General features: G+C 32.1%; 20 protein-coding genes. 11 read left to right on the top strand and 9 right to left on the bottom strand.

What is annotated here, in order from left to right:
• Positions 1 to 4: 4 nt before the first annotated feature.
• From queF to SLH48_RS06125, 3 genes are all read left to right on the top strand, one after another.
• A complete protein-coding gene (gene queF / locus SLH48_RS06135) occupies positions 5 to 502 on the top strand; it encodes a preQ(1) synthase (RefSeq protein ID WP_214482190.1) in 498 nt (165 codons plus the stop codon).
• A 480-nt stretch (positions 503 to 982) separates the two neighbouring features.
• Positions 983 to 1,414, top strand: a complete 432-nt coding sequence (locus tag SLH48_RS06130) for a hypothetical protein (protein ID WP_320257416.1) — start codon at positions 983 to 985, stop codon at positions 1,412 to 1,414.
• Between the two features lie 275 nt (positions 1,415 to 1,689).
• Positions 1,690 to 2,745: a cytochrome D1 domain-containing protein gene (locus SLH48_RS06125; RefSeq protein ID WP_320257415.1), complete on the top strand. Its 1,056-nt coding sequence runs from the start codon at positions 1,690 to 1,692 to the stop codon at positions 2,743 to 2,745.
• Between the two features lie 43 nt (positions 2,746 to 2,788).
• On the opposite strand, the gene SLH48_RS06120 is transcribed toward SLH48_RS06125, so the two are convergent.
• The 3 genes from SLH48_RS06120 to SLH48_RS06110 form a co-directional block, all read right to left on the bottom strand.
• Entirely contained in the window at positions 2,789 to 3,187 is a 399-nt protein-coding gene (locus SLH48_RS06120; RefSeq protein WP_214484639.1) for a hypothetical protein, read from the bottom strand.
• Between the two features lie 661 nt (positions 3,188 to 3,848).
• The gene (gene cspD / locus SLH48_RS06115) at positions 3,849 to 4,049 is read right to left on the bottom strand and encodes a cold-shock protein CspD (protein WP_320257414.1); all 201 of its coding nucleotides are present in this window, start codon (positions 4,047 to 4,049) and stop codon (positions 3,849 to 3,851) included.
• A gap of 371 nt (positions 4,050 to 4,420) precedes the next feature.
• Positions 4,421 to 4,885: a hypothetical protein gene (locus tag SLH48_RS06110; protein ID WP_320257413.1), complete on the bottom strand. Its 465-nt coding sequence runs from the start codon at positions 4,883 to 4,885 to the stop codon at positions 4,421 to 4,423.
• Positions 4,886 to 5,446: 561 nt separating this feature from the next.
• Between SLH48_RS06110 and SLH48_RS06105 the strand changes: the two genes are divergently transcribed.
• Entirely contained in the window at positions 5,447 to 6,328 is an 882-nt protein-coding gene (locus SLH48_RS06105) for a thermonuclease family protein (protein ID WP_320257412.1), read from the top strand.
• A gap of 83 nt (positions 6,329 to 6,411) precedes the next feature.
• The gene (locus SLH48_RS06100; protein WP_320257411.1) at positions 6,412 to 6,687 is read left to right on the top strand and encodes an HU family DNA-binding protein; all 276 of its coding nucleotides are present in this window, start codon (positions 6,412 to 6,414) and stop codon (positions 6,685 to 6,687) included.
• A 331-nt stretch (positions 6,688 to 7,018) separates the two neighbouring features.
• Here SLH48_RS06100 and SLH48_RS06095 read toward each other — a convergent pair whose 3' ends face one another.
• Positions 7,019 to 7,348: a YolD-like family protein gene (locus SLH48_RS06095; RefSeq protein ID WP_320257410.1), complete on the bottom strand. Its 330-nt coding sequence runs from the start codon at positions 7,346 to 7,348 to the stop codon at positions 7,019 to 7,021.
• A gap of 309 nt (positions 7,349 to 7,657) precedes the next feature.
• Positions 7,658 to 7,918: a hypothetical protein gene (locus SLH48_RS06090; RefSeq protein WP_214484525.1), complete on the bottom strand. Its 261-nt coding sequence runs from the start codon at positions 7,916 to 7,918 to the stop codon at positions 7,658 to 7,660.
• A 714-nt stretch (positions 7,919 to 8,632) separates the two neighbouring features.
• Between SLH48_RS06090 and SLH48_RS06085 the strand changes: the two genes are divergently transcribed.
• The 3 genes from SLH48_RS06085 to SLH48_RS06075 all read left to right on the top strand — a co-directional run bounded on the left by SLH48_RS06085 (position 8,633) and on the right by SLH48_RS06075 (position 12,165).
• Positions 8,633 to 8,929: a hypothetical protein gene (locus SLH48_RS06085; RefSeq protein WP_413785398.1), complete on the top strand. Its 297-nt coding sequence runs from the start codon at positions 8,633 to 8,635 to the stop codon at positions 8,927 to 8,929.
• Between the two features lie 1,723 nt (positions 8,930 to 10,652).
• Positions 10,653 to 10,853 carry a hypothetical protein gene (locus SLH48_RS06080; protein WP_320257408.1) on the top strand — a complete coding sequence of 67 codons (201 nt, stop codon included), beginning with the start codon at positions 10,653 to 10,655 and terminating at the stop codon, positions 10,851 to 10,853.
• Between the two features lie 325 nt (positions 10,854 to 11,178).
• A complete protein-coding gene (locus SLH48_RS06075; protein ID WP_320257407.1) occupies positions 11,179 to 12,165 on the top strand; it encodes a hypothetical protein in 987 nt (328 codons plus the stop codon).
• A gap of 396 nt (positions 12,166 to 12,561) precedes the next feature.
• Here the strand turns inward: SLH48_RS06075 and SLH48_RS06070 are convergent, their stop codons facing one another.
• Positions 12,562 to 12,969, bottom strand: coding sequence for an RDD family protein (locus SLH48_RS06070; protein WP_320257406.1), 408 nt, complete (start codon positions 12,967 to 12,969; stop codon positions 12,562 to 12,564).
• A 498-nt stretch (positions 12,970 to 13,467) separates the two neighbouring features.
• Between SLH48_RS06070 and SLH48_RS06065 the strand changes: the two genes are divergently transcribed.
• Entirely contained in the window at positions 13,468 to 14,505 is a 1,038-nt protein-coding gene (locus SLH48_RS06065; protein WP_320257405.1) for a beta-propeller fold lactonase family protein, read from the top strand.
• A 393-nt stretch (positions 14,506 to 14,898) separates the two neighbouring features.
• Complete coding sequence (locus SLH48_RS06060) at positions 14,899 to 15,171, top strand: hypothetical protein (RefSeq protein WP_320257404.1); 273 nt, start codon at positions 14,899 to 14,901, stop codon at positions 15,169 to 15,171.
• A gap of 389 nt (positions 15,172 to 15,560) precedes the next feature.
• Here the strand turns inward: SLH48_RS06060 and SLH48_RS22460 are convergent, their stop codons facing one another.
• From SLH48_RS22460 to SLH48_RS06050, 3 genes are all read right to left on the bottom strand, one after another.
• Complete coding sequence (locus SLH48_RS22460) at positions 15,561 to 15,722, bottom strand: DUF6019 family protein (protein ID WP_413785400.1); 162 nt, start codon at positions 15,720 to 15,722, stop codon at positions 15,561 to 15,563.
• Between the two features lie 85 nt (positions 15,723 to 15,807).
• Positions 15,808 to 15,981, bottom strand: coding sequence for a hypothetical protein (locus SLH48_RS06055; protein WP_320257403.1), 174 nt, complete (start codon positions 15,979 to 15,981; stop codon positions 15,808 to 15,810).
• Between the two features lie 835 nt (positions 15,982 to 16,816).
• Complete coding sequence (locus tag SLH48_RS06050; protein ID WP_320257402.1) at positions 16,817 to 17,197, bottom strand: hypothetical protein; 381 nt, start codon at positions 17,195 to 17,197, stop codon at positions 16,817 to 16,819.
• Positions 17,198 to 17,543: 346 nt separating this feature from the next.
• Here SLH48_RS06050 and SLH48_RS06045 point away from each other — a divergent pair, with 346 nt between their 5' ends.
• Positions 17,544 to 17,702, top strand: coding sequence for an aspartyl-phosphate phosphatase Spo0E family protein (locus tag SLH48_RS06045; protein ID WP_250886837.1), 159 nt, complete (start codon positions 17,544 to 17,546; stop codon positions 17,700 to 17,702).
• The last annotated feature ends 53 nt before the right edge of the window (positions 17,703 to 17,755 follow it).

Below are 17,755 nucleotides of genomic sequence, written 5' to 3'. Positions count from 1 at the left end.
TAAAATGCAAGGAAGAAAAGATGAAGAACTTAAAGATATAACTCTGTTAGGAAACCAAGGAACAAACTATATATTTGAATATTCACCTGATATTTTAGAGGCTTTCGATAATAAACATACGAATAGAGATTACTTCGTAAAAATGAATTTTCCTGAATTTACAAGCTTGTGTCCAAAAACCGGTCAACCAGACTTTGCAACGATTTACATTAGCTATATCCCAGATGTAAAAATGGTGGAAAGTAAATCTCTTAAACTATATTTGTTTAGTTTTAGAAACCACGGAGATTTCCATGAAGATTGCATGAATATTATTATGAATGATTTAATTAAACTGATGCAACCAAGATACATCGAGGTATGGGGTAAATTCACTCCAAGAGGTGGTATCAGCATTGATCCATACTGTAATTACGGCATTCCTGGCACTAAATATGAAGAAATGGCTAACTACAGATTAATGAACCATGACCTATATCCAGAGAAAATTGATAACAGATAATTTAAATCTTAACCAAAAATGTCCTTTAAATAGTTACGGTTTTGTGTGTAAATGTGTGACCATCAAGTAAAATGTGACCAATGTGGCTAAAATTTTTGACTGAAATATGACTACTAAAATTGGAAATGTGACCTCAATTTGGTCACATTTCTTTATTATTTTTTGAATCAAACCTCTATTAATAATGAGAGGTCTTTTTATTTCAGTTGCATTTAAAATATATAAATTAAGTACGGTAATAGAAGACTATAAGTAAGCTGTTTTTGAAGTATTCTAATGTATCTAATGTAGTACAGATCGATAGTTTATTTGACCATTAATCATGAGTATTAATGGAGGAGTTTAAAGGGTAATTTCTATATAACACTACCGTAATTTATTGCTGGATAGTTGCAATAAAAGTGGTGTTTTATTTAAAAAGGAAAAATATGAGACATTTTCTAGTAACCAACGTCTAATTATATAAAGGGTGAGGTTATCTTGAAGTGTTTAAAATATATATTTGCTATTATTGGGGTAGTTTCAATTTTTTTAGTAGGTTGTTCAAACTTAGTAGAAAATGAAGAACAATATATAGAAGTTCAAAAACGTATCGTTGATGAAAACGAAAATGAAAACTTCAAAGAAATTACTAATAATGAGCAAGTTCAAAAGGTAAAAGATATATTAAACGATATTAATTGGGAAATTGCACAAGTAAATATGCAACACCCTGCTGATTACAAATTTGTATTTCAATTTAAAAATTCTGATATAGAAGCCAAAGTGATATTATATGAACTTTGGATAAGTCCGAATAAAGATAAAGTTGAACTCGTAATAGAAGCTGTAAATAAATATGTTCAGTTAAATAAAGAAAAATCTGCACAACTATATGAAATACTTACAGGAGGGAGGATGTTTAATGAATAAATTATGCTGGGTTCCAACTGATTGGAATACACCTGAACGATACAGAGGTATCCCTCATTCAGTACCGTTTGAATCTCTCGACAGTTAATTAAGGTAATGAGGAACAGTACGTACTCTGGTGAGTGAGTGGAGGATTGAAAGGGTAATAGAGTAAATATCAACCTTAAGGAAATATGTTTATAGATTTAAGGTAAAGCAAGACTTTTACCGTGAAAACATTTATGAATAGTGCGATGCATAGACTGTTTAAAACGATAAAAGGAGGCCGATACGATATGGTACTTGCATATGTTGTAAACCGTCAAGATATCGGTACAGTAACAGTCATTGATACAAAAACGCATTTAATAATTGGCACTGTGATTGTGGGTAGGCTTCCAAGGAATATTGCAATCACACCAGATGGGAAACATGCATATGTTACGAACACAGGCACGGATTCAGATCCTGGAGACACAGTATCAGTAATAGATACAAAGACACATTCAGTCATAGCTACAGTGTTTGTCGGAGATTTTCCAGTCAATGTCGTAATAGCACCAGATGGTAAAACAACATTTGTTATAAACAGTGCACTTACAAGTAGCAGCGTGTCAGTAATAGACACGAAAACTCACTCGGTTATAGCTACAGTTCCTGTTGGAACTAGCCCGAATCGAATAGCTACAGCTCCTAATGGGAAACTCGCATATGTCACAAATGTTGGAAGCAATTTACAAGGGAACACGGTATCAGTAATTGATGTAAAGACTCTCTCGGTTATTGCAACTGTTACTGTCGGATTGAATCCACGAATCCCTGCATTTACTCCAGATGGAAAGCTTGTATATATAACAAATGAAAATTCTAATAACGTGTCGGTAATTGATACTTGCACCCATTCTGTTATCTCAACTGTAGGAGTAAGAAATAATCCACGGGGTATTGCTTTTACTCCAGATGGGAAGTTTGCATACATCACAAATTTAAATAATGGATCTACGGGTTCAATTTCAGTAATAGACGTAAAAACTCATACCCTTATTGGAACTGTACCAATAGGTAATAATAATGATCGTCCAAATAGAGTTGTAATAACTCCATGTGGAAATTTTGCATATGTGACGACTGTTAACGGTAGAATCGTGACTGTTATTGATATTAATACACAATCAATTATTGCAACAGTACAAGTTGGTAGTTTAAATCGTTCAATAGCCTTCACACCAGATGGAAAACTTGCCTACGTAGGAAATATTAACGATAATTCTATATCAGTGATCGATGTAAAATCTCATTCAGTCATTACAACAGTTTCTACAAGAGCTCCAAGGGGTATTGCATTTACATAAAAGGAGTATTTTGCTTGTAATCTAAATATAAAAAAAGACCAAATTATTGGTCATTAGAAATAATGAAAGCATCAAGATCAGTTAACCATTTATCGATACCCGACTTAGGAAAGTAATATTCTTTTCCTATTTTCACATACGGCATCGGGCTATCGTTATTAGAATCAGGGAGCAACAGTTTTACCTGGAAATCTCTTATACCTAAATACTCACCTAATTCGTCCGAGTTTAACAATTGTTTTTGTGTACTACTTATTGAATTTGCAGCAATTAGTTCTTCCTGTAGATCTAATATTTGATTTGAAATTCCCCAATTACTATCAGAGATGTAGTCAGCTATTTTCTCATTACCTCTGGAAATTGAACTAGATATCAACCAACTGCCTATTACTATACAAATAGCTAAAGTAAATAGTGATCTTGCTATTAAATTTTCTTTCATAGATTTTCACCCCTAATATAATATATGTCTATTATATGAATTTTTTCCAACAAAAGGGCGTGGAACTTAATTTTCGGTTATTGTTTTAGTAAATCAGAATATAATGACAATTTTATATTCAAAGACGCAGATAACTAAATAATTTTAAAAATGTGATTAAATAAGATAGAAGGAGCTATTAATAAGATCCTGAAGGCGGCATTAATAATCAAATTTGTTTTCAGTAGTAATATACATTCCGTTCTTAGAAAGGAGCGCATATATGTCAAGGTACATCGCGATATTCTTTGCATCAATTTTTAGTAGTTTTGTTCTTTTTCTTATTTTTGTATCCATACTTGGAGAAATTAATGTCACATTTAGCATAATAATTTTATTATTGCTATCATATCTAATTGCTCTTATTCATTATTTAATAGATATGGTTAATAAACGTTCTTATAAATAATACATGTGCAAACACCTATTTGAGGGTGTTTTTATTTTTAGGTAATGTTATCAAGTTGCCGATAAGTATGTGAACAGTTTGAAAATTAATAATAATTAGTGGTGGATTTATGTTTACTGTAGATGAAAATATTAGATGACTGTTGAAGTAGTCTTTTGTTGGTATTTTTTAATATAAAAAACCGTCCATTTTCATGAACGGTTTAATGTTAAATTAAAATTTTTGAACATTTGTTGCTTGAGGGCCACGGTTTCCATCTTCAATGTCAAATGAAACTTCTTGACCTTCTTCAAGAGATTTGAATCCGTCACCTTGAATAGCTGAGAAGTGTACAAATACATCATCTCCACCTTCAACTTCGATAAATCCAAAACCTTTTTCTGCATTAAACCATTTTACCTTACCTTGAGCCATTTTGTTTCCTCCTGTGTGGATATCTTCCACATTCTATTACTATTCTTGCTCAAAACTATTACTAAAGATGTAATCATATATCCTGTCTTTTCTCTAACGATAATAATAAGAACAACAATAATTGATTTAACTATACCATTTTTAGTATAAATTAGTAAGGTGTATTTACAGAAAGTTTATGCACTAACGTAAACACATTAAAATATCCACTTTATTAAATTATTTTAACTCTTATTAAAACCCATCATACTGAAGGCAGTATATTCTCATTTTCTATTTTTTTTAACACCAATGAACATTTGTGATTATCAAATTAATTTAATTTTGCACACACCAAGAGTGAAGAAGACATAGTATTTTATACAGAATACTTATTTACTTTGCTCACCTTTTTGAAAGGTAGTGACGTTTATACATCTACAACTATTGTCAAGAGTTACCACGGATGCACCAGTTCCATTATCTAATATTGATAGACGATACATATGACAGCCGAGTGGTGGGTGATCACAAACTGTATTGTTTGGGGTTAATGTATAAGACTGATTATCCCTTTCATCTAATATATTATAACTACACAATGTTGTAGTAACCCCACCAGTAATTCGCTCAACTACATAGTTTACATCAACAACTTCACCATTTCCCACAGATGCTTGTAAGTCTACCATCGTATCAACCTTTGCAACCCAATCCTTTTCTGTGACTGTTATCTTGTTCGTTGTCAAAATAATAGGCATAAAAGGAGTCGGACTACCGTCTAATAATGTGAAAGGAGTATTTTCGCACTTACAGAATATTTCGTTGTCTTTACCTTTGCACTGACAATTTGTCATTATGTTCATTCCCTTCGTGTTCTAAAGAGAGACTCTTCTAACTAGTGAATGCATGTTTACTTTAATGTGCAACTGATAACTGTCTACATCGTCAATTATTATTAGGACACAGAATGCTAATTCAATTTCCTTAATTTTTTCAAGTGCCTGTTTGTTATAATAAACAATATGTTTATTTTTCTATCACATAAATCTTATTAACAGGAGTGGACTATACAATGTTGTATGCAGGCTTATATCTTCAACTTCTTTTTTACGTAATCGGAATAACTATTTTATATTGGGTGATTAAACTCGCTGTTAAGAATGCCATCAATGAATCAAAAATTAATAAATAGAAAATATGCAATTCTTCAAACAGAATTGAACAAACGATCATAGTTGATTCAGCTAATGATAACGTAATGTATTCATTTGAAAATGTAACGAAATAGAAGTGAAATGTGTGGGGGATACATGTGTAGGCAGTGTTGGTGTAAAGGAAATGACAAAGCCGTGTAGTTAAGTCTACTAAAAAATAAAGATGATTATTTATGATTTACGGATGTGGTGGGGGATATCGTGAAGAAAAATTGGTTGCTAATTATTACAGGCTTGTTGCTATCTATATTCATGGCTGGTTGTACTAATACGTCAAGTTCAGCACCATTGGACAATATATCAGAAGAAAAGATCGAAACAACAATAGAAAATAAAGATAATGAGAAAGAAATATTAGCTGAACAGGATGACCAAGCTAAAAAACAATTAGAGGAACTTGAAAAAGAAAAAGAGCAAGAAGAATTAGCTCAACGTTTTCATTTAGAAGTAGCTATTGTTAGTAGAATTGTAGATGGTGATACAGTTGAATTGACTGACAATAGGAAAATACGTTTGGTTGGGGTAAATACTCCAGAATCGACGTCTAGAATTGAAGAGTATGGAAAAGAAGCAAGTAAATACACACAATCACAATTAGAAGGAAGACAAGTGTGGTTACAAAAAGACGTATCTGATACTGACAGGTATGATCGTTTATTACGTATTATTTGGGTCGATATTCCTACAGATGATATGGATGAATCAGAAATAAGAGAAAAAATGTTTAATGCTGATTTGGTCATTAATGGTTTTGCAGAGCCTTCTACATATACTCCAGATGTAAAATATAGTGATTATTTTATCAAGTTTGCAAGGGAAGCGCGTGAAAATAATACCGGACTGTGGGCTTTCGGAGAAAACGGAACTACCAAAGGCGATCTAGATGGAAAAAAGGAAGCTTCAAAAATAAATTCAACATCTACTGAACAAGATTATGATAGTTCATCAAACGAAGTAGGCGTAGAATCATTTAAAAATTGTACAGAACTTAAAAAGATATATCCAAACGGAGTTGGTTCCGACCATCCTGCATATGCATCTAAACATGATCGTGACAAAGATGGCTGGGCTTGCGAAAGCTAGTTAGCATGATCGAAAAGGGTATTTACCTTATAACTATGTATCTGATAAGATATAAGTCTGTTACATAGAAAGGTGGAAATATAATGAATAAAACAGAATTTATTAACGCAGTAGCTGAAAAAGCAGAACTTAGCAAAAAGGACGCAAGCAAAGTATTAGAAGCAGTAACCAACTCGATTAGTGAAACACTAAAAGATGGTGACAAAGTTTCTCTTCTCGGCTTTGGAACATTTGAAGTACGTGAAAGAGCAGCTCGCAAAGGACGTAATCCACAAACAGGTGAAGAAATTGAAATCGCAGCAAGTAAAGCACCTGCATTTAAACCAGGTAAAGAGTTAAAGGATGCTGTGAAAATCTAGTCACTTCCTTGAAAAGCCTATCATAAGATAGGCTTTTTTCTGTTACATCAACACAATGAAGAGACATTAGGGTGGTTTGAAGCTTCAATATTTGTAGGACTGAAGCTTGGAGATAATACCAAGAGCAAGAAATTATTAAGAGAAAGATGGAAATTATCACCTTTAGTTACAACAGAAAAGAGTATTATATTGTTGCGTTTATAAGGTTTATAAATAAAAAGACCATTTTTATTATGAATGGATACATTAATAACTATGAATTAACATATATTAACAAAACAACACGATTGACTACCACGACAAAAAGAGCCCTGCAGAGTATGTAGGGCTGTTATATTATTTGTACATTAATAATGTCTTCAAATTTAATTATATGTATTTCATCGAATTTATCGGTTACTCTAATATGCCTGTGGAATTGATCTATAGAATGAATATATCCCATACATGGCTTAAAAGCCCCGTTCTCAAAATATGTCACAGTCACTTCCTGTGTAAACTCCAAAGCTTCCAGGACTGTACTATTAATTTCCTCTATCTCATGCTCATCTAAGACAGGCTTTTGCACCTTATAATAATCAGCCTTTGCTTCTTTCATCATCTTCATATGTTCCGGTTGTATAAATGCGGGCATCCATTTCATAATTCCTCGATCTTTCAAACGTATCACCTCTGTACTTATTATATACGAAAATATGTTCGTTTAGTAAAGAAATAAGTTATAAAAAATCTAGTTATCTATCCTCACAAATAATTGGGAATAATATATTTTGTAGTCGGATAGGAATTTCCAACTTAATTACCTGTATTTATGTGAATAGAGGAGTTAAAGTTTTACATTTATCTATCATATAGTTCGATAAAGAAAAGTAAATTTTGTCTCAAATCATTATAAAAATCTTAGACAAACTGAAAGAATACCCAAATTCGAGTACTCTTTCAGTTGTAAAGAATAACAATAGATATATATTTACTTAACCCAAGGTGGTTTAGGTTTAGGGTCTTCTTCTTTACAGTCGCAGAATACTAAAGTGAATAAACTCAGAAATCTGCAATCTGCATCGTCTGTTGCATCACTAATCTCAAGCATTCTCTCAAATTGCTTAGCAATATCAACGTTAGTTAAACTATCAATGGCACCTTCAACTTTACCAGCAATATCATAATCCTCCTTACAAGAATCACAGAATGCTAAAGTGAATAAACTTAAAAAAGTACAATTATGAGCCATGTTATTCCTCATCCTCTCAATTAATTAATATAAATATCAAATTTATAGTATGTCTCATAAAGCTCTTATGTGTAGATACTAGTACATAATATAAGAAATGTATTTATACCTATGAAGCAGAGCGATTATTGAAGTGTGAAAACAAAAATAATTATGTCTGAGAGTCTTTAGCACTAATGCTAAAATAACAATTACCTAAAATTAAAAAAGTTCACAATAAATCCAAAAATATAATACTATATATTTACAATTATGTGATAAATTAGAATATTGTTATGCATAACCATATTTCTCTTTTTCATTTTTCTAATCCCTTGAATTATCTAGGGATTTTTTTGAGTTAATCAACAAAATGGATGTTGTGTCTATTAATCCCCAGCTGTGTAATGTCAGTTAAATCTTATTTATAAAACTCAGTTGTGTTGGCAACATGGTTACAGATAAAATAACGGTGATCGCTGTACGTTGCAGTTTACTTGTTGACGTCAGTTCACCGAAGAATTTTTACTTACACGTCTAAACAAAAATATATAACTTTGCATACAATACTCCAAACAAATGATGAAAAGAGGTTCTTTTATGGGTGCCTATGTTTCAAAATCCTCCTGTTGCGGAAGTACCAAGACGCTCAGTACGGAAAAGATAGCTTGCTGCGATTGTCCGATTGAAATTGATTCGCGAAGCGGAAATATCAACCTTACTTGTGGTCAATCTATGCCGATATTTGGTGGGAACTTTAGAGGACTATTGTCCGGGTCAATTTCTGTAGGAGAGGATTCTGCCTGTGGCCTTCGTGTTACTATCACGGCAAACGGTGTAGATGTTGTACTAGATATCCCTCTTCCAAATGATCCGGAAAATAGCAATAATTTAAGTATTGCATATACAAATGTATCTAATATCACTGTTGCCTGCATGAGTGACGGGGGAGGAGATTGTATTGGTAATTATTCTTATAAACTGATCGATAGATGTATTAGCCCTTCGTTACCTAGTCCTCCTCCACCCTAATCTGCAGTTGTGACTTAATAAATCACCCTCAAACGAATTATTATTCTTCAAGGGAGATCGTTTGTATTTCTATTAGACGTTATAAATAACTTACTGATAAGATATTTGCACTTAAACGGAATTTTCTTAATCTCCTTCACGTCTGTATCTGCTTTTTCTCATTAACTTATTCCATAGCAGTTGATGAGCTTGAAGTTGTATCAAAGAGAACTCATTTAGTAATGAAACGGGATTTACAGAAATGTTCCGAGTATCCCACTCCATGAGGGTATAAAAGTGATTAACTGGAAAATGGAAACTCAAGAAGAGGACGAACAATATCTTAAAATTCTATTAATTTTACACAATATCTATCGCCTCTTAAAGCTGAAGATGACTTTGAAGGAGAATCTTGGAGTTTAAACCGGTTAAGATGGACAAAAGGTGGACAAAAAATAAGCCGTTGAAATATACTGTTAACCTAAAAAAACATACAATGTATTATACTGACTGGATGATATGAAAACAGCCCAACTCTATGAGTAGAGTTGGGCGTTTTTGATAGACAATAACAATGATAATTATCCAATAATCATGACTGTCCAGCCAAGAGGAACCCTCAACTACATAAGCAGTTTGGCATCTGGAGTAAAGGTGGCAAATAATTGAAATATCCTCATCAGAATAGTGGTAATTTTTACATCAATGACCGACACAGTTCTTTCGTCATTGCTAGCTTAGTTAGGGAGTTTTCCATTGAAAGATAGGTTGCGCAGATAAACATGATCTACAACAGGTAAAGTAGTGGTCACAGTTTTCACATCAATCACTGTTGTCGTCATATTCGAACTTCTCTGTTATATAATTATTACTATAAAGATATGACAAGATTAGTTTGAATGATTAACTGAAACAACAACTCTTACTTAAGCTGGTAGGAATAATTGAAAAACAAACTCTAATGACAGGTTGTAAATTTCTTTTATGTGGCTCCTTTCGTATACTTTGTTTTTTTTAGTCACATTTTAGTAACTGATGTGTATTAATATTTATAGCCTTTAGAGAAGAAAAAATACCGGTGTTTAGCTCGTATTACTAAAAGCAACAAGTAATGCGAGAGCAGCCTTTTATGATGTTTCTTTTTGATTTGTTAACACGATGATAAGGAGAGAGGATATGAAGAGGTTTATGAACTTGTACGGTTTTTTGCTTTTTACTTTATCCCTTACATTGTTGGGTTTGCTTCTTTTAATGAATAGTGTTAATTATGGTTCAGTTACTGCAAATAAATACTTGAGAGAGAAAATGGGAGGAAGTATGAATTCTGAAGAATTCTTAATCATTAAAGAGGGATACTTATATTCTTATATTACACTAGGTGGAGTAATGTTTTTCGTGGGGCTCTTATTTTCTTGTCTATGTTTATATATAATTTTTAATAAATATAACAAAAGTCACCAATAAAAAGCACTATCATAAAACATAACGTTTTTTATTTAGAATTTTTTTGAAAAGTTTGTTGCTGTTGCTATTAAATTACATTCATACGAATCTGTTTAATACGTGTGTTAACGTTTTACATTTGAAAAATGTACCTTAGAATGAGCTTTAAAACTAAAAAGTATAGTAAAACTTTGCATTTGTATATTTGAATGCAGGGTTTTTTTGTTTTCGTAAACTAGGATCCAAGCTATTTTTTTATAAATGAATACTATGAAATTATCAAACAAAAGGAGGTGAGTTTATGTCTGTTGAATTAGGACAACCAACTATTGAAATTGTAACAGATGTAACACAATCAGATGTCGGAGTAGGACTAACTGAAACAGCAATTACGGGGTTTATTGACATTGAGAAAGTAATTATAATAGGTGATCGAGTTGTCATAATAGAAAAGAAATTACCATTTTCGTATTCAATTATTACCGGAGTTTTAGAAGGATAAATGAAAATAATCAAAACGAGACTAGGGTTGGAAACAGCCCTAGTTTAACTTAGTAAACTAAATGATTCACTTGTATACTAAAGCCTTAAAGTAGTCTTTTTTTGTAAGTATGCAAGTTTATTTCTTTAGGGATTCATGAATAATAGGTAAACTCTTCTCACTTATTCGTAGAGTAAGGAAAAAAACTGTAAACAAGTATTAGCACATTACTTAAATTTTGAAAATACAAAAAATTAACAATAATCTGTAGTTTGTGTAGTGTATTCTATGATACGATTGAGTAGTTTAATAGTAAATAAAAAACATATAGAAAGGATATGGTAGAGTGAAAAAAATCATTTTTTCATTAATCGTCCTAGTACCATTCATTATTACACTAAAAGGTCAAGTATACGCTTCAGAGAATTCTAGTGAGCTATATTTTGACTTATCTACAGATGCTTTTCCTAGCATTGAACCGGAGGGGTTTACCGGTTTTTTTAATCAATATTTCATAACAACTCATACTCCACATCATAATGGCTATGACAAAATCTATAACACAACTGAACCACAAGTAATAGAAGGAAAATTCCAATATGGTGATATAAGAAAAGACCTTGAAGGCGAATGGGTTTCAATTTATTTATGGTCATTTGCTGAGGACGATGCTATTTGGAGAAAGATAGGTAGGGAAAAAACTAATTCAGATGGTCGAATATTATATAATATCCCTGAAGATCAAAAGTTAGATAGGGGGTTGCACCTAGTTAGATTACATGTTGAAGGTGATGCAACCTTTACAAATATGTTTATTAAAGTCATTGACCAAAATGACAAATATGTTGTTTTTGATATTGATGGTACGTTGACAACTGATGACCTTGAGTCGGTAAAAGAGTATGCTGATGAATATTTTTCAGAGACATATCGGGCAGAAATGTATGAAGGTGCTAATGAGGTTGTAAAATTTTATGTTGAACAAGGTTACAATATTATTTACTTAACTGCTAGACCATATTGGTTATCAAGTGTTTCACAAAAATGGCTGATTGATAATGACTTTCCGTTTGGGTTGCTACATACGTATCCGGAAGGGTCTTTTGCTAATGACGCAGCAGGCTATAAAGAAGACTATTTACTAAGTGTATTGAATAGAGAAGGCTCGGTAGACTTTGCTTACGGAAATGCGTTAACAGATATAGAAGCATATTTAAATATTGGGTTAAGTAACGATCAAGTATTTATTATCGGGGAGAATGCAGATGTAGAGGGAATTACACCTGTTAATCATTATCCAGATCACTTAATGACACTTAGAAATCTCCAATAGACCTAATAGAGCAATATTAACGAATATTTGCTCTAACTATCATGTCTTTAGAACCTATGAAAATCATACCGTGGACGAAAAAATATTACTTAGTTTAAACTCATTTTCCGATGTGTACCTGGAAATTTGTTGCAGTTCCCTCATTGATATTGTTTCATCGTATTAATAACAGAGAGGTAGCTATCAAATCATCAAAGTTCGGTGAGTTTTACATCACTAACAAAGAGTGTGGTGTGGAAACAATCACATAGTAATGTAAGCAAAATTACTATGTGATTGTTACCTTGATTAGTAATAAATTCTGCCTAAGGGATCGTGGTGACAAGAAAGAAACAGAATTACAATAATAGGATGGTTTTTTTTGGTGAGGGCACAAGTTCATGTACCCGGGTATTTTTATACTTTTTCTGGTTTATCATTAGTTACATATGTACCCGCGATAAAGTCATGAAGAGAACGACAATCTTTACGAATTAACACCATTAATATGCTAATTAGCAAACCAATTCCTATCGTTAAAATATATACATATTGTGCAAGGAATGTTCTAATGAACATGGTGAGTAAAGTAACATCAGCACCATTCTTTTTTATAATTCTAATACCTGATAGTCTTTTTCCAACATTGTAACCGTACCAAAGTACTGGAGCTAAAAATATATATAGGACGAAAATAAAATCAATATGTAATAGATCTATCCCAATAAGATAATGACTGAAAAGAGCAAGTGGCAAGTATACACATATAATATCTAGTATTAAAGCACCTAAACGCTGAAAAAATCCTGCTGGATTATGTAACATCATAAACACACCTCGATCCTACATCATTATAAACCTTATATAGGGTGCATACTAGAAAAATAGGATTGGTAAATACTACAGCGTACAGGGATTTAACTTCTTTTGAGAAAATGCATATTCAATCTCGTAGATTATCAATGAGTATCTAATGATTCAAATCCGTACTTACCTACACTTCTATTACCCTTATATGCTAAAAATATTCCTCGTTCAAAATTAAGTAATAGTCAATACATTAATAGCCCCCGTGGCTTAATTAATCTCTTGAATTTCTTATACACTTTTCTATATTTATAAGCCTTTTTTTATTTGCAGTTGTTGACATGTTTATTATTATAGAAAGTTGTCGCTATTTTGTTGATCATTGAATCAAATAGTTAAATGAAAAAAATTAGTACAAAAGGGGTGACCTTATTCGCAAATTTTCCTTTATCGTAAATTCATTTATAAACCTGTCGAGCATACACTGAACTATAACAACTAAAGGAGGTCGGTACAATGGTACTGGCTTATGTTGCAAATGGAGATGGCACCGTGTCGGCTATCGATACTAAGAAGAATTCCGTGATCGCTACAATATTTGTTGGAAATCAACCAAATAATATAGCAATCACTCCTGACGGCAAATTTGCTTATGTTCTGAAAACCGATAGAAATTTTATGGGCACTGTATCTGTAATAGATATCAAAACACATTCAATCATTGCTACAATACCGATAAATAATAATGCTAACTCCCAAAATAATATCGCCTTTACTCCCAGTGGTAAATTAGCGTATGTCACGAACCTTGGCTCTAGTAACGTATCAGTTATTGACACTAAGACGCACTCGGTCATTGCTACTGTTGATGTTGAAATAGGGCCAAGAAGTATTGCTATTTCACCAGATGGTAAGTTGGTCTTTGTTTCTAAATCTCGGAGTGTGTCAGTTATTGATACAAAGACTCACAATGTGATTGCTACTGTTCCTGTTGGAGATTTTCCGAGGATTATAGCTATTGTACCGGGTGGGAAACTACTCTATGTTTCAAATAATTCTTCAGGAAATATTTCCGTCATAGATACGAATACTCACTCGATCATTGCTACTGTGACAGTTGAGAATATGCCAAGCGATATCGTATTTACACCAAATGGGAAAATGGCATATTTATTAAATGGAAACCAAAATGCCATAGGTTCAGTATCTGTAATCGATGTTAAAACTCATTCTGTAATCACTACAATTCCAGTAGGGAACACCGAAGACCTACCAAATGATATTGCAATAACATCAGATGGGAAATTAGTGTACGTAACTACTTTATTCGGAGACGAAGTAACAGTTATTGATACAAAAATGCAATCAATCATTGCGACAGTTCAAGTAGGTCGTTTTCCAGCTGATGTCACCTTCACACCCGACGGAAAACGAGCATATGTTGCGAATAACCTCGGTGCTACAGTAACAGTAATTGATGTAAAAACGCATTCTGTAATCTCAACTGTTAGCGTTGGTACTAATCCTCAAGCAATAGCAATTACACCACAATGAGCGCCAGCAAATATGCTGGCTTTTCTGTAATCATGATAAATCGAAATACGACTTTAAATAAAAGAAAGTCTTTAATAAAGGCTCTTTTCGTAAACATTGTTCCTATTGTTATCAATTTAGTACTATAAAAGGTAGTTTTAATTGTTAGTCATCGTTGTACAGGAGAGAAGATGCTAGGTTTACTTGTTAATACGAAAAGCAACCATCAATGCGAAAAAACAGCCTTAATAAATGTGAAGAGTTTAAGGACAATAAGGCCTAAGGTTTTTGGACTGACTATATTGGATTTGAAGAGGATGTTGTTAAGAATTACACAGACTAATGATTGTTATACAAATAAAAAATGCCAAGGAGTTTTCTATTGTGTTTTTGTATATAGGAGGGTGAAATAAAATGAAAGCTTTCTTTCTGTTATTTGTATTAATTTTCATTATTGTTGGTATTGTAAAGAGTGAAAATAAAGATTATCTTAGGTTGAGTGGCATATCTCTAATAACCATATTTACTCTAAATGCTCTATCATTATCGAATCATCAACCAGTTAATAATGCATATTTGATATTCTTTTATCTATCGGATGAACAGGTAGATTTATTAATTCAATTCTCTATTGGTTTGGCTTTAGTCGGGCTAATTATGTACATTTACTCTGATTATAAAGAATAAGTGATAAATTCCCATTACTCTTTCTGAATGATCATCCTCGAATTTAAGGTTAAAGTAGCATACATTCCGTTATAAATTGCTCCTGAACAAATAAGAACAACGCCTACACTTGCGAGGTAGAACCAATTAAAGCCTTCCGAAAGAATGTTCAAAAGCTTACCAAATGTAGCGCAAGCATAAAAATCATCACTAAATAGATCAGTATGTTACTTAGTCTTTTTATAACATCTCCTTCTTAATTAATAACCTTATATTAATTATTTACGTTTAGGAGTAGGAGAGGAGTCATAGTTTCTAATGTTCACTAATGAAATTCACAGCTTTGATAGTCACATATGTGTTTGATATAGGATAGGGTACATGAAGAAGTTTCACATTTACGTTAAGGGTTAATTTGACTTGTGCCTTTTTTTAATATCATGTCTAACCAGTTTACTCGTCATGGATTCATCGATTCCATTTTTTACAGCACGTTTTATTATTTCATATAAGGCGATTAAGAGGATAGGGATAGCAAATAAAATCAAAAATAAAAACTCCAACGGATTCACTCCTAACAAATAGTAATTATTTACTAGGTTAAAAACTTACTAACAAAAAGTTCCTTCACTGTTTAAGCATAGGTGTTAAAAATAGTTAAATCTTATCTCGTTCTGCTAGTAATTTTTCAATCATTTTCTTTGTCATAGATTTATCAACGCCATTTTTAACAGCCCTTGTAATAACCCAATACATTGCAAGTAGATTGACAACCCAAAACATAAGAAAAAAAGTAATAAATATAAAATCAATTGAATAACCAAAATCCAATTATATCAGCCCTTTTTGAACAGGTTGTCTCGAAAATCAGTATTCACAATGGGAGTATCGTGGTTAAAAACCAAGGCACGCTGGTCAATGGATATTTATATTGAGAGTCTCACCATTATCAAAACGAAGATTTTCTTTATTGCAAGTTATTAACCCTTTGCATTTGGGGCATGTGACTGTAGTACCTATTATGATAGCAAAATCATATGTTCTTCTATCATAAATTTTTACTGGTGAAGGAAACCAAAATGAACATTCTTGGCAATGGATTTCAAGTGAATTTATATCAGACATGTATACACCTCCTTGTATTATTTATTCTATTCTTTACAATAAATACCTTTTTATTTACAAAGATGTTTGAATACATATGATAAATCAGGATGTCTAGATGAATAAGATGACAGCCAAAATAAAAAAAGAGGCCTAGCTTATCATATTAACCAGACCTACTAAAGAAGTTAAGAAGTCAAATTTTTATTTTCCAATTTTAAGATAATAAAAAAGTTATCGCTATTAGCTAAGCTTCAAATTTATATCTTTGCATAAGGCTCTTTTTATATATTTTGTTGCTATTTTCATCAAATTTGTATTTTAGAAATGGATTTATGTGTTAGGCATTTTGTTTCAGAAGAAGAGCAAATGCAAAAAACTCTAGTTGTGTAAATGATATGCTTATTTCCTACATAGAAAAACAACAATTATTATGAAAACAGCCTTGTATAAATCAATTGTTAATGAAACCATATATAATTAAACTCGTTATTCTCACAACAAAAAATTATTATAGAAAGCACCGTCATGAACAATGTAGGTTACGTAAAAGAGGGAACTCTTAAGCATCTAATACTGTATAAACGTCTGTGGAAGAAAATAACGGTATGAATGTATTGTTTTCAGCAATTTGTGTTTCAATCGTATAAATACCTACTTTTTTAAAAGTTATAAGAAGAAATCCACATGATAATTCTTCATTAATGGTAGAGTTAAAGATTATTGTTCCATTTTCATCAAAGTTAAGAGGGAAAAATTGTCCACTTTCAGAATCATAAGAAAAGGTCTCTATATCCTTTCCTTGGTTAGGGTCTGCTAATGTAGAAAACACTGTCACTTCACTAGGGACTTGATCAACAGTTGCTTGAAAGCACGAAAAAAAGCCTTGTTGCTCATCAACAATAATTGTGTTATCTAAGGTTGTATAAAAGCTTATAGACATATTCTGTACACCTCCTAGATTAAAGGATACTTACAGTTTATTCACTCTAAAAGATAATTGGTTGTATATTAATACTATGTGAAATGTTTGTTTTAACATTTATGAACGAAAAGTAGTTTAGCGGATAATAAGGTAAGTTGAAAAGTGCTCTTTGAAAATTTTTTTACTAATAGATTAAACGTTTAGATCAAACCTTATTTCAAGGACCAAAGAATTTATATGGATGTCAATATTCCTCTAGTAGGTTAAGTTACCTAAGTGACTCATATCACTATTCTGAATCTTTTTATACTTTACACTACTCCTATAGTATTAAGTAGATTTTGGGTATGAAGGAGTCAGTTTGATGACTAACTTACTACAAATGATTGAAAACAAAAGAGAAGAAATGAAAGAAATAGCTGAAAGAGAGGGACTTACAAGTGATAAGGTTATTCGATGTAGTCAAGAGTTAGATAAGCTTTTGAATGATTACCAAATATCAATGGCAGTGACGAAGGACTAATTCGTATTCAACTTAACTAGAACATTTATTAAAAACATCTCCTTTTCAGTACG

The sequence above is a fragment of the Cytobacillus sp. IB215316 genome (assembly GCF_033963865.1).
Classification (GTDB): Bacteria; Bacillota; Bacilli; order Bacillales; family SM2101; genus Nanhaiella; species Nanhaiella sioensis.
The sequence above is the reverse complement of the archived record's forward strand: the minus strand, read 5'-3'. Positions and strand labels throughout refer to the sequence as shown.

What these genes read in the sequence shown, in the direction of transcription:
- cspD (WP_320257414.1), bottom strand. Translation starts at nt 4,049, where the DNA reads ATGGCTCAAGGTAAGGTAAAATGGTTTAATGCAGAAAAAGGTTTTGGA.
- SLH48_RS06060 (WP_320257404.1), top strand. Translation starts at nt 14,899, where the DNA reads ATGAAAGCTTTCTTTCTGTTATTTGTATTAATTTTCATTATTGTTGGT.
- SLH48_RS06080 (WP_320257408.1), top strand. Translation starts at nt 10,653, where the DNA reads ATGTCTGTTGAATTAGGACAACCAACTATTGAAATTGTAACAGATGTA.
- SLH48_RS06125 (WP_320257415.1), top strand. Translation starts at nt 1,690, where the DNA reads ATGGTACTTGCATATGTTGTAAACCGTCAAGATATCGGTACAGTAACA.
- SLH48_RS06100 (WP_320257411.1), top strand. Translation starts at nt 6,412, where the DNA reads ATGAATAAAACAGAATTTATTAACGCAGTAGCTGAAAAAGCAGAACTT.
- SLH48_RS06085 (WP_413785398.1), top strand. Translation starts at nt 8,633, where the DNA reads ATGCCGATATTTGGTGGGAACTTTAGAGGACTATTGTCCGGGTCAATT.
- SLH48_RS06050 (WP_320257402.1), bottom strand. Translation starts at nt 17,197, where the DNA reads ATGTCTATAAGCTTTTATACAACCTTAGATAACACAATTATTGTTGAT.
- SLH48_RS06120 (WP_214484639.1), bottom strand. Translation starts at nt 3,187, where the DNA reads ATGAAAGAAAATTTAATAGCAAGATCACTATTTACTTTAGCTATTTGT.
- SLH48_RS06045 (WP_250886837.1), top strand. Translation starts at nt 17,544, where the DNA reads ATGACTAACTTACTACAAATGATTGAAAACAAAAGAGAAGAAATGAAA.
- queF (WP_214482190.1), top strand. Translation starts at nt 5, where the DNA reads ATGCAAGGAAGAAAAGATGAAGAACTTAAAGATATAACTCTGTTAGGA.
- SLH48_RS06110 (WP_320257413.1), bottom strand. Translation starts at nt 4,885, where the DNA reads ATGACAAATTGTCAGTGCAAAGGTAAAGACAACGAAATATTCTGTAAG.
- SLH48_RS06090 (WP_214484525.1), bottom strand. Translation starts at nt 7,918, where the DNA reads ATGGCTCATAATTGTACTTTTTTAAGTTTATTCACTTTAGCATTCTGT.
- SLH48_RS06070 (WP_320257406.1), bottom strand. Translation starts at nt 12,969, where the DNA reads ATGTTACATAATCCAGCAGGATTTTTTCAGCGTTTAGGTGCTTTAATA.
- SLH48_RS06065 (WP_320257405.1), top strand. Translation starts at nt 13,468, where the DNA reads ATGGTACTGGCTTATGTTGCAAATGGAGATGGCACCGTGTCGGCTATC.